The organism is Candidatus Microthrix parvicella Bio17-1 (genome assembly GCF_000299415.1).
Lineage (GTDB): Bacteria > Actinomycetota > Acidimicrobiia > Acidimicrobiales > Microtrichaceae > Microthrix > Microthrix parvicella.
The window spans coordinates 106,684-117,427 of sequence record NZ_AMPG01000007.1; the positions used below are offsets into that span (position 1 = coordinate 106,684).

The following is a 10,744-nucleotide window of genomic DNA, read 5'->3' on the forward strand; positions in this document are numbered from 1 at the left end:
GCGACCTGGTGTGCCGCGGGTTTCTGGTCGGCGAGTCAGCGAAACGAAGTCAGGGATCGCGCTCGTATGCCGGTGGTGAGCTTCTCCAACGATGGAGTTGGGGTGCCGATGGTTGAAGACAGTTTGCCGATTATGGATGGGCGCCAGTTCGAAATCCACTGGCTTGGCGCCGATGCTGAGTCGGTACCGGCCGAGTTCGGCGGGCGACTACCGGCGCCGGGGAAGGGGTTCGTGTCTCCGGGCCTGTTGGAGGCTTCTGGTGGCGTTTCGGGTTTCCACGAGCGGTTTGGTGTTGGGGTGGATGAACACAGTGGGGATGTCCGTTGGGATCGGGTAACGGCCTTTGCTGAGGAGTTTCTGGCGTTTGCGACGCTTCCGGAAGGCCTGGTGCTTCCGGAAGCGCGCGTCGCAGGGCAGCAGCGCTTCCTGGTGGGTTTCGATGCTGAGGAACTGGGCGCCGGCTTGCCGACAGGATTTCAGACACCAAGCGGTCTCGTGGCGGTGCCACATTCGCTCGACGAACGTTTGCCTTCTCCTTCACAGGCGCTGACGGGCGCTCTATTTGGGCTGTTGATACCTGGTCTGTTGGTGCTGGGTCTTGGCTTGTCTGCCCATTCGACGCTGCGCGCGCAACGGAGCGACGCGTTGGTCTACCTCGGGGCTGGCCCCAATTCGTTGGATGTGTTCGATGCTGCGGAGGCCGCCGTCCTGAGCGTGCCGGTCGCTTTGGTCGTTTCGGCGATGATGTGGGGCGTCCTGGGTGTGCCGACAACGTTGCCGTCCGGCTCGGTTGAGTACCTGCCCGGAGACTTGCGGCCGGGTGCGGGTCCTTCGGGCGTCGCTCTGGTCCTCGTTCTGCTGGTGCCGGTGGCGGTCGGGGCGCTGATGCCAAAGGTGACCGCTTGGCGAACGCGGCGTAAGCAGCGCACCGTCAAGTTGGGCGGCCTTGTCTTGTTGCTCGTACCCGTCGCGGTATCTGCCGCGAGCACCCTGATCCCACCCCAGGCGAGGGCTCTGCGTTTTGTGGCGGTACTGGCGTCGGTCGTCTCGGTGGTTCCTCTCGTCGCCGTTGCTGTTCTTCCGTGGCTCGGAACGCTGTTGGTGGTGCCTGACCGCGTGGCGAGACTGCTTGCCGGTCGCCGGTTCCAGTGGGGCGACAAGCGGGGATCTGATCTCATTCGAATCACGACGCTGACCGTCGTGGCCGTCGTCGTGGTTTCGTCGATCAATCTCCTTGCCGACAGCGCCGCCCTGGAGGAGTCGAGTTCGCGGTCGGGTATCGTGACCATCGACACCTTCGCAGAAGTGGATCAAGCGGCATTCACCGAATTCGATGCACGCGTGCCCGGGGCTCCAATCGGGGCTGTGGTCGATGGGCAAGTGTTCGTTGCCAACTGCGAACAACTGGCGGCTCTTGTCGACGTCAGCGCGCAGGGGTGCGCAACGAACCCCGAACGGTTCATGAACGAGGTCAATCGCTCGGAGTCTCGCCGCTTCGAGACGTACACGATCGGCAACCCGCCACCAGATCGGCCGGTCGGCCAGATGATTGCCCGAGTCGATTCGGACAGCCGAGCCCATGCGCTTCAAGCCAACGCCAACGCCATGTTCGGTCCTTCAAGCGTGTTGGGTTGGGAGTATCTGGGGCCAAACCCCATCACCGGGTGGATCTCGCCCCTCGGTGCTGCAGCGGTCGGCCTGTTCGGCGTTGCGGTGGCCTTGCTGATTGCGAACACGATCAGGTTCCCATCCCAGAGCGACCAATCGTTGGTCTGGCTCGCCGCGCCGGCTCCAACCCGCCGCGCAGTATTGCGCTGGGGCCTTCATTCCGCGGTGTTATTCGGTGTGCTGCTCGGAAGCGGATACGGCATCATCGCAGTAAGTGCGGGAACACCAGGCGAAATCACCCAACTGGACCATGTCTCGCTGGCCATCACAGCGATCACCTGCGGGATCGCAATTTCGGCCATCGTCGAAACATCCCTCTGGGCCCGTGCCAGGAAGCCGTAGGTCGCACACACCCCGTTCAACGTGAACCGCTCGACACCCGCCGCATAGTCGAGAGCCCCTATGGCGCCTGCCCGGGTTTATGCGGTGTTCGGGTTGGATGGATATGCCCGTGAAATTGCGGCGCCACGATGGGGCCGTTACAGCGCACGGCCTTCCGGTCGTCGGCAGCGATTCCTGGGCGCAGTTATCGAGTGGGCTTGTCGGTTCGATCTCCCAGCTCCTGCCTGATGGCGACAAGCGGTACGGCCAGCCCAGCAGCGAATGCGACGTTGAACGCGGCGTGGCCAGCAAAGCCGAGAATCAGAGAGAGCCCGGTGTCCAGGATGAACCACGCTCCAACACTGCCAACGATGGTGTTCCACGCCCACGCTTCACGTCGCCGGAGAGGGCCAGCCACCAACGCTGCGATGGTCAGCATCCAACCAATGATGACTGATCCGAGGATCGCGTAAACTAGGCGCACGTAGTGGCGGGGTTCGGCCCTGACGATGGCACCATCGTCAGGGCCGAAGCCGAGCCGATCGAAGACATGGTCGCCGAGGAAGAGCCCGGCAACAACGAGTCCGAACGCGTAGGTCGCGACGATCCCGACGACAACGAGAAGGAACCGGTCCCAGCGGGTGGGCTGTTCGGTCGCAGTCACCAGGTCATCCTGGCAGCTGTCGTTGGACTTCACGAGGCCACGACAGGCACGGTCTGACCACACGAAGCAAGGGACCCATGCGGCGCCTCACTTGGGTGGATATGCCCGTGAAATTGCGGCGCCACGATGGGGCCGATACCGGGTGGGCGAAGTGGAGGCTCGGCCGATGATTCCGGGCGGTCATACGTGCTGTGTGCGGTCAGGTTGTCCGGCGGAATTCGACGAGATGACAACTCCTATTGTCATCCGTGCTTGTGGCAACTAGTGTTGTCGCTGTGGAGATCCTGGCAAGTGCTCGCAAGCACGGCATCTCCGACGACGACATCGACCATGCAATCGACCACGCTCTTGGGTGGATCAGCCACCCTGATCAACCTGACTTCACCATGCTGGTCGGCCCCGACCGCCGGGCTGCGCTCCTCGAGGTCGGCGTGCTCCAAGCAGGAGAACAGGAATACGTGATCCACGCAATGCAGGCCCGACGCAAGTACTTGAAACTGATTGGCCCTCCAGGAGGTGACCCTCGATGAAGACATCCAAGCACCCAAAGAACCTCACCGAAGACGAAGCAGCGGCAATCGTCAAAGCGTTCGACGACGCACCCGAGGATGGCTACGTCGTCGTTGAGGGCGACGCACTCGCCGAACTTCGCGCGGCGGCAGCGGAACGCAAGGATGCCGTCGACCGAATCAACTCAGCGGCCATGCGCGCCCGGAGCGAGGGAGCATCGTGGGGGGTCATCGGAGCGCAGCTTGGCATGACCCGACAAGGCGCTCGCCAGCGCTTCGAACGACTTACCAGCACCTGATCAGCGTCCTCAGCGGAGGTAGCCGGTGGCATGCCGGGTGGCGCCCAATCGGAGCACCAACCGATCGCCTGACCGAAATCCGGTGCCAACATCAGCCGCCCGTTGTCCGGAACTGGGCAACTACCCCGAACGCCCGGCACCCGCTCGATAATCGCGGCTCGAAGTGCGCCACCGCCCACTCGGTAACCGGCGAAGTGCGGCGCCGCTGGTCAAGTTCGCAGCGCCTCATAACGCTCACCGGCCCGAATCCGGCCGTCTCAAATACGACCGTTAACGAACGCTGGTGAAGGCGGCTTCTGAAATCCGCTGGGCACCGGCTCGAAGTGTTCATAACTCGTGCGCGGAATCAACGTCTCACTACTCCCTCACCCGACCCGGTATTGATACGGTCGCCCGATGGGCGCCGGTCACCTTCCTCGGGTACGCACGGGTCTCGACAGCCGGACAAGACGCGTCCGGTCAGATCGACGCGCTGAACGCTGCCGGCTGTGCTCGGATCTTTGTCGAGCACGCCTCCGGCGCGAAGACTGAACGGGTCGAACTGGCCAAGCTCCTCGACCAGGCGCTGCCCGGCGACGTCGTGTGCGTGGTCCGCCTAGATCGCCTGGGCCGGTCACTCCCCCACCTGATCGAAACCGTCGCCTCCCTCGATACGCGTGGGATCGGGTTCCGATCGCTCAGCGAAAACATCGACACCACCACAGCAGGCGGACGACTGATATTCCACGTCTTCGGAGCGCCGGCAGAGTTCGAGCGGGAACTGATCCGCGAACGCACCAACGCCGGCCTGACAGCAGCCCGAGCGTGATGACCCCCGAAAAAGTGAAAGCCGCCCAGACAATGCACAACACGCGTGACTCCACGATCGCTGCGATTGCGTCGGTGCTCGGCGTGAGCCGCGCACCGATCTACCGCCATCTCTGAAATCTGCGGTCGTCTAGGTTGCACACCGTGGGTGACCAGCTGAACTCTCTATTTTACGGCGACAACTGAAAGCGGACCGTCACGAGTTGTTCGAACTGTTTCAGGGTTTCTACCGCCAGGGCCCGGCAGCCCGGTGAATCTGTCATCTTGCAGCGTCAATGTCATCGACTGGCAGTGGGGGCGCATACAGTCATGTGGCCGGGGTCACAGCCGCGGCTGAACACGTCGACACAGGAGGCTCACCGTGCCCACCTCAGGAACAGTTCAGGAGCGGCTCGACAAGGTGCTGCCCTCCATCCGGAGCGCGGCGGCGCTGGTGGACGAGCAGGCGGCTTTTCCAGTCGAGCAGGTTCAGGCCTTGGCCGACTCGGGCCTGCTGGGTCTGATCCTGCCGACCGACATCGGCGGAATGGGTGGCGGCCCGTCCGAGCTGGTCGAGGCGCTCATGGGCGTAGCCGGCGCCTGTGGCACCACATCGATGGTGTACCTAATGCACCTGGCGGCGACCGCGGTCACGGCCGCCGCGCCGCCCGGCGACGACGGCGACGCGTTGTTGGCCGACCTGGCCACCGGCGCCCAGTTGGGAACACTTGCCTTCAGTGAGAAGGGCTCACGCAGCCACTTCTGGGCTCCGGTGTCCAAAGCCGAGCGCACCGGGTCCGGCTCGGTGACGCTGGGTGCGGACAAGAGCTGGGTGACCTCGGCCAACTACGCCGACGTGTACATCTCCAGCGCCATGGCGCCCGAGGGCGAAGGGCCTACCGAGGCCAACCTGTATGCGGTGAAGCGCACCTCGCCCGGCGTGGTGGTTCAGGGGGCATTCGACGGCATCGGGCTGCGGGGCAACGACTCCGCCCCGGTGCGCCTGGATGTGGAACTCACCGACGGCGACCGGTTGGGCGACGAGGCGGGCGGCTTCGGGCTGATGATGCAGGTGGTGTTGCCATGGTTCAGCCTGGGTAACTCGGCGGTGTCGTTGGGGCTGGCGCGTTCGGCGCTCCAGGCCGCCATCGATCACGTCAGCGGCGCCCGGCTGGAACACCTCGACTCGTCGCTCGCCGACCTTCCCACCATCCGGGCGTACCTAGCCAAGGCCTGGGCCGACCTCACCGCCCACGAGGCCATGCTGCGGGAAACGGCCCGGCGGGTGGCCAACCCCGACGACGGCACGGTGCTGGCTGTGCTGTCCACCAAGGCGGGCTGCAACGAGGCCGCCCTGCGGGTGACCGACACGGCCATGCGGGTGGCGGGTGGGGCAGGGTTCTCCAAGCACCTGGGCATCGAACGCTTCGCCCGGGATGCTCGGGCCGGGTTTGTGATGGCGCCCACCTCGGACGCGCTCTTCGACTTCGCCGGTCGTGCCCTCTGCGGTATGGACCTGTTCTGATCTCCATTTTCGCCCCCACTACAAGGACCCGCTTATGACCGAACCTCAGGAACTCCTCATCGGCGCCGTGGCCTACACGGCCAACGTCGTCCCCATCTGGGAGGGAATCCGCGAGTACTTCGCCGACAGCGATGCCCCGATGGACTTCGTACTGTTCTCCAACTACGAGCGACAGGTGGAAGCACTGCTGGCCGGGCACATCGACATCGCATGGAACACCAACGTGGCCTGGATCCGAACCCTTCGCCGCACCAACGGCACCGCCAAGGCGCTGGCCACCCGCGACACCGACCTGGTGTTCACCACCGTCATGGTCGGCCGGGCCGGGTCGGGCCTGAGCGGCCTGGAGGCCCTCAAGGGACGGCGCGTGGCGCTCGGCTCCCGAGATTCAGGCCAGGCCCGGATCCTGCCGCTGCACTTCATGAACCGAGCGGGTGTCACCCCCGACGACGTGGAGTTGGTGATCTTCGACTCCGACGTCGGCAAGCACGGCGATACCGGCCGCTCCGACCTGGACGCCCTCCGCGCCGTGATCGACGACGAGGCCGACGTGGCCGCCATCGGCGTCAACACCTGGAACTCGCTTCGGTCCGGAGGCGACGACTCGGTGGCCGACCTGGAAGTGGTCTGGGAATCCGAGCACTACAGCCACTGCAACTTCAGCGCTCTGGAGACGCTCGACGACAAGCGAATCCGGCCGTGGCTGGATCACCTGCTGGCCATGGACTGGGAGAACCCCGAGCACCGTCGGATCCTCGAGTTGGAGGGTCTCACCCAATGGAAGCTGCCGCAGCTGGACGGTTACGGCTCGCTGGTCAAAGCGATGGACGAGCAGCAGATCTCCGACCGTTGGTAGCACGAGGAGCGGAGCATCGACCATGTCGCTTGACCTGACCTTGAGGCTGGTGGAGGCCGTCGGGACGACGGCCGCCGGCAGCACGGTGCTGATCGACGTCGACGGTCCGGGCGACGTGGAGGTGGCGCAACGCTGGGCCGCCGGGTCGAACAACACGGTGCTGGCCGTCCACCCGGACGCGGTCGAGATCTATCGCGGCCGCATGGCCGACCCGATCAAGGCGCTCAGCCCCGATCGGCGGCCCGGCTACCGCCTGTGGGTATACACCAACTTCCACTGCAACCTCAGCTGCGACTACTGCTGCGTCTCCTCGTCGCCCAAGGCACGGCGTCGCATCATCGCCACCGACGAGTTCGCACAGCTGGTCGACGAGGCCGGCTCGGCCGGGGTGGAGGAGCTCTACCTGACCGGCGGCGAGCCCTTCATGCTGATCGACCTGGACGAGCGGCTGCGGCACGCCACGGCGGCGTTCCCCACCACGGTGCTGACCAATGCCATGGTGTGGCAGGGCGACCGGTTGCGTCGCCTTGAGGCGTTGCCCCGCGAGGGCCTGACCTTGCAGATCAGCCTGGACTCGGCCACGCCCAGGCTGCACGACCGCCATCGCGGTGCCGGCAGCTTCGAGACGGCGGTGGCGGGCATCCGCCAGGCGATCGACCTGGGCTTCCGGATCCGGGTGGCGGCCACGTTGGGGTCGGATGCCGGCACGAGCGAGGTGGAACTGGCCGCGTTCTTCGATGAGCTGGGCCTCAGCGCTGATCAGCGGGTGGTGCGACGAATCGCCAAGCAGGGTTCGGCCAATGCCGGGCTGACCGTCTCGCGGTCCTCGCTAATCCCCGAGGTGTGCGTCACCGCCGACGGCGTCTGGTGGCATCCCGTGGCCGCCGCCGATCCCGCCATGCAGGTGAACGATCACTGGGCACCGCTGGCTGACACGATCGAGGCTGTTCGCAGCGAGTACCGAGCCCACCGCATCGCGGGCGACGTGCTGGCCAGCACATTCCCGTGTGCGTGATGGGCTTCCTGCGTGCCGTTGAGCGAAGCGCCGGCACCTTAGCTTGCGATTTAACCTTGGCTTTGGTGAATAAAGTTTAGTTCAGGCTGCCTTTTTGATGGCTGGGTGGCGTGGTCTGGGGCCGGATCGGCTGCCTTTGGGGCGGCCTGGTCCTGCTCGGGAGGGTTTTGGTGGGTTGGCTGGGGTGCCGATCGTTGCGGTAAGTGCCCGGAACCCTCTGCGGATGCGTGCGGGTGAGAGCTGGTGGGGTTTGCGGGGTCGTTCCCAGGGGAGTTTGTGGTCGGCGATGAGGTGTCGGGCGAGCCGGAGTTGGGTGTAGGCGGCTGCGATGGTCCAGGTCCACCGGTCGGCTTGTTCGGGGGTGCAGATCGAGGGGGTGACCCAGCCGAGGGTGTTCTTCGCGAACCGGAAGGAGTGTTCGATGTCGAAGCGGTGCAGGTAGGCGCGGGCACAGAGGTCGAGGTCGGGTTGTCCGGGGCCGGTCCACCAGAGCCACAGCGTCTTTTTGGTTCGGCTGGTGGGTTTGGGGAGGAGTTCGACGTCGACGCGGATGATGGTGCCCTCGACGATGGGGAGCGTTTGATGGTTGGTCCAGTGGCCGCGGCTGTTGAGGCGGGGGTGGAGTTGCGAGCGGCACAGGGAAGTGCGACACCAAAAAGAGTTGCAGTGTTACACTGACCTCGTGCCGACGACCAAGCAGCGCATCACGATTACGGCTACTGGTGAACTCGAACGGATCCTCGATGCCCAGGCCCGGCTTCATCCCGATCTGAGCCCCTCGGCGTTGGTAGCGATGCTGATCGAGCGGGGCCACGCTGCCAGTAGCGAAGCGCTCGGGCGAGAAGCGCTCGTGCGAGGGCTTGCCGGATCGCAGACCTACCCCGCCGGCTATCTACTTGCCCCTGAAATAGTGGTTGGGTTGGCCGGTTTGAGCGGTGAACTGCCCTCGTGGTGAGGGGTGTTCGGGTTGGTAGGCGCGGCCGGTCAGAGCGGCGTGGATGATGTTCGGGGTCGTGACCTTGGGGTGGGTCAGTGGGTGAGGCCGGCGATCTTGACCAGGTTGTGGGACAGGACGCCCCATCCGCNTGGATGGCAGAACGCGGCGGCCAACCCGGTGAACCGCTCTTCCCGACCCGCACAGGTCGACCGTTGAGCTCAGACGCTGTCCAGCGATTGGTCCGCAAACACGCCGATGTGGCCGCCGACCGGTGCCCGTCGCTGCGCAACAAACGGCTCCACCCCCACGCCCTGCGCCACAGCTGCGCCATGGCACTCCTCCAAGCCGGAGTCGACACCGCCGTCATCGCGCTCTGGCTCGGCCATGCCGACCTCCGCTCAACGAACGTCTACCTGCAGGCCGACATGACAACCAAACAAAGAGCACTCGAGCTGACCAAACCAGACTCAACACCGCCAGGGCGCTACCAGCCCCCCGACGCAGTGCTGGCGTTCCTCGAAAGCCTGTAACTACTTGCCCCTGAAATAGTGGTTGGGTTGGCCGGTTTGAGCGGTGAACTGCCCTCGTGGTGAGGGGTGTTCGGGTTGGTAGGCGCGGCCGGTCAGAGCGGCGTGGATGATGTTCGGGGTCGTGACCTTGGGGTGGGTCAGTGGGTGAGGCCGGCGATCTTGACCAGGTTGTGGGACAGGACGCCCCATCCGCACCAGATCCGTGCGCCTTCGAGTCCGCGGTTGCGGGCTCGTTCCCAACCGTGTTGCCGTTTCAGGGTGGCTATGCGCCCTTCGGAACCGGTGCGCCACTTGACCAACTCGACGAACCGGTCCTCGGATTGGGCGTCGCGGCGCGCAGTGCCGGGTTGACCTTTGCGGGGAATCGCCACCAGGTCGACACCGAGATCTTCGAGCTGGGTGTCGACCGATGCGAGGCCGTAACCGCGGTCTGCTGTGACAGCATCAGGAGTTGCTCCGACCGCTGCGATGATCCTCTCGATCGCCGGTCCGAGGCGGGGGCCGTCGGGTGGGATCCCCGCTTCGAGTTCGTAGTCCAACACGATCCCGTCTGGGTTGTCGGTGACTTGGCCGGTGTAACCAAACTGGGTCGGCTTCGCAAGGGATCCTTTCCGGATCGGGCGTGCGTCACCGTCGAAGAGCGACACCCGTCGTGTCTTCGACTCCGGCATGACTCCAGCGAGCCGGAGCCGTGTCTGAGCGATGATCTGTTCGACCGCGTCGATGAGATGTTCGAGATCGGCGAGCATTGAGCGCAGACGTCGCACCGGCCGATCCTCGACTCGTTTGGCGTTCTTCAGGACCCGTTTGGCCTGTGCCACCACCGATTCGGCCAGATCGGCCAGCTCGCCGGTGACCGCCAACACCTCGCCTTTGGCTTCGGCTGTGCGCTTGCGGAGCTTGGAGGCAACCCGGTGTGCGTGACGTCGGGCGGCTTCGGTCGGGTCATCAAAGGCGGTCCGTGGTGCCACCCCGACGTCTCGGATCCGGCCCACCAGCCGTGCCAGCGATGCACAGCCTTTGGTCAGCATCCCCGAATCGGTTGGGTACTTGATGTCGGCCGGCACGACGGTGGTGTCGGCCCGCAACCAGCACACATCTACGACTCCTGCCTCGACGGCCTTCCCGACCAAAGCAACGTTCAGTTCTTCGATCGTGGACGGACCGATCCGTTTGGTGATCTTCATCAACGTGGACGGGTGAGGTGCCCGCTGCCCGAGCGGGATCCGACAGAATCGAAGCCAGCTCAACGAGTCCGACACCTCAGCGCACAACGTCTCGAACCCGAGCCGATACCGGTATTTCAAGAACATCAACCGCAAGAACGTCTCCATCGGGATCGACGGTCGACCAAAGTCCGGGTCGAACCACCCACGGAACGGCTCAAAGAACCTCGGGTCGTCCAACAGGCGATCAACCGAGACCAGTTCCGGGGCCATCACCAAAGCCTCCGGTGGCAACATCGATTCCCACAACGTCGGCTGAGGACATACGGTACGTAACACGATGATGGCTCCGATCTTCAGGGCTTCACTTCTGTGATCGGAGCCATCATCGCGTGTCGGATTCCCGCACGCGAATCGACCCACCCCAACACTGAACGACATATCTCACGACTATTTCAGGGGCAAGTA

Annotated in this window: 10 protein-coding genes and 1 pseudogene; 9 read left to right on the plus strand and 2 right to left on the minus strand. The window is 64.7% G+C overall.

All coding sequences use genetic code 11. From position 1 onward, the window contains the following. Positions 1-108 precede the first annotated feature (108 nt). Entirely contained in the window at positions 109-2,010 is a 1,902-nt protein-coding gene (locus tag MPARV_RS0119070) for a hypothetical protein (RefSeq protein ID WP_238538898.1), read from the plus strand. 184 nt (positions 2,011-2,194) lie between these two features. Here the strand turns inward: MPARV_RS0119070 and MPARV_RS25035 are convergent, their stop codons facing one another. Continuing rightward, entirely contained in the window at positions 2,195-2,653 is a 459-nt protein-coding gene (locus MPARV_RS25035; RefSeq protein WP_157789739.1) for a hypothetical protein, read from the minus strand. A gap of 275 nt (positions 2,654-2,928) precedes the next feature. Here MPARV_RS25035 and MPARV_RS0119085 point away from each other — a divergent pair, with 275 nt between their 5' ends. From MPARV_RS0119085 to MPARV_RS0119125, 8 genes and pseudogenes are all read left to right on the plus strand, one after another. Continuing rightward, positions 2,929-3,183: a hypothetical protein gene (locus tag MPARV_RS0119085; RefSeq protein WP_020379389.1), complete on the plus strand. Its 255-nt coding sequence runs from the start codon at positions 2,929-2,931 to the stop codon at positions 3,181-3,183. Beyond that, complete coding sequence (locus tag MPARV_RS0119090; RefSeq protein ID WP_020379390.1) at positions 3,180-3,461, plus strand: hypothetical protein; 282 nt, start codon at positions 3,180-3,182, stop codon at positions 3,459-3,461. The genes MPARV_RS0119085 and MPARV_RS0119090 overlap by 4 nt, the downstream gene beginning before the upstream one ends. A gap of 379 nt (positions 3,462-3,840) precedes the next feature. Next, positions 3,841-4,266, plus strand: a pseudogene (locus MPARV_RS21755) (recombinase family protein); the annotation flags it as partial. Positions 4,267-4,629: 363 nt separating this feature from the next. Continuing rightward, complete coding sequence (locus MPARV_RS0119100) at positions 4,630-5,772, plus strand: acyl-CoA dehydrogenase family protein (RefSeq protein WP_020379393.1); 1,143 nt, start codon at positions 4,630-4,632, stop codon at positions 5,770-5,772. A gap of 34 nt (positions 5,773-5,806) precedes the next feature. Continuing rightward, on the plus strand, positions 5,807-6,628 hold the full coding sequence (locus MPARV_RS0119105; RefSeq protein WP_020379394.1) for an Rv1680 family SBP-like protein: 822 nt from the start codon (positions 5,807-5,809) through the stop codon (positions 6,626-6,628). Between the two features lie 22 nt (positions 6,629-6,650). Further along, the gene (locus MPARV_RS0119110) at positions 6,651-7,643 is read left to right on the plus strand and encodes an Rv1681 family radical SAM protein (protein ID WP_012225370.1); all 993 of its coding nucleotides are present in this window, start codon (positions 6,651-6,653) and stop codon (positions 7,641-7,643) included. 682 nt (positions 7,644-8,325) lie between these two features. Next, complete coding sequence (locus tag MPARV_RS0119120) at positions 8,326-8,598, plus strand: hypothetical protein (protein WP_020379396.1); 273 nt, start codon at positions 8,326-8,328, stop codon at positions 8,596-8,598. 134 nt (positions 8,599-8,732) lie between these two features. Then, complete coding sequence (locus MPARV_RS0119125) at positions 8,733-9,110, plus strand: tyrosine-type recombinase/integrase (RefSeq protein WP_085951996.1); 378 nt, start codon at positions 8,733-8,735, stop codon at positions 9,108-9,110. 137 nt (positions 9,111-9,247) lie between these two features. Here MPARV_RS0119125 and MPARV_RS0119130 read toward each other — a convergent pair whose 3' ends face one another. After that, positions 9,248-10,615, minus strand: coding sequence for an ISNCY-like element ISMipa1 family transposase (locus MPARV_RS0119130; RefSeq protein WP_031278566.1), 1,368 nt, complete (start codon positions 10,613-10,615; stop codon positions 9,248-9,250). Positions 10,616-10,744: the final 129 nt, after the last annotated feature.